This is a genomic window from Kitasatospora sp. NPDC057015 (assembly GCF_042673745.1).
Taxonomy (GTDB): Bacteria; Actinomycetota; Actinomycetes; order Streptomycetales; family Streptomycetaceae; genus Kitasatospora.
The window spans coordinates 1-358 of sequence record NZ_JBHUSG010000129.1; the positions used below are offsets into that span (position 1 = coordinate 1).

The following is a 358-nucleotide window of genomic DNA, read 5'->3' on the forward strand; positions in this document are numbered from 1 at the left end:
AAGACCCCCAATCGGACACGTTTCAGCAACTCAATTAATCGAACCAAGCCCATGCAAGAAGCAGATGAATTCCTGTCCAGGCAACGCAGCTCTTCAACTGAGGAAAGCACGAGTCTCGGCGAGCACCTGGCCGCGCTGCTGGAATACAGGAACGTAATTCTCGCGTTCGCGCTCGGTGCAGCGTTGCTGGGCGGCCTGTATGCGCTGATCACGAAACCGACCTACGAGTCGAACATCCTGGTTCAGGTCGAAGAGAACGGCAATTCGATCGGATCGGCCCTGGGCGATCTGGCGAGCATGTTCGAACTGAAGACGGCTGCGACGACGGAGATCGAGATTCTGAGGTCGCGCATGATTC

General features: G+C 56.4%; 1 protein-coding gene. It reads left to right on the top strand.

Annotated features, from left to right (window positions below):
• Nucleotides 1–51: 51 nt before the first annotated feature.
• Nucleotides 52–358 (top strand): Wzz/FepE/Etk N-terminal domain-containing protein (locus tag ACFTWP_RS41520; RefSeq protein ID WP_380270370.1); only part of this gene is annotated, 307 nt, incomplete at its 3' end.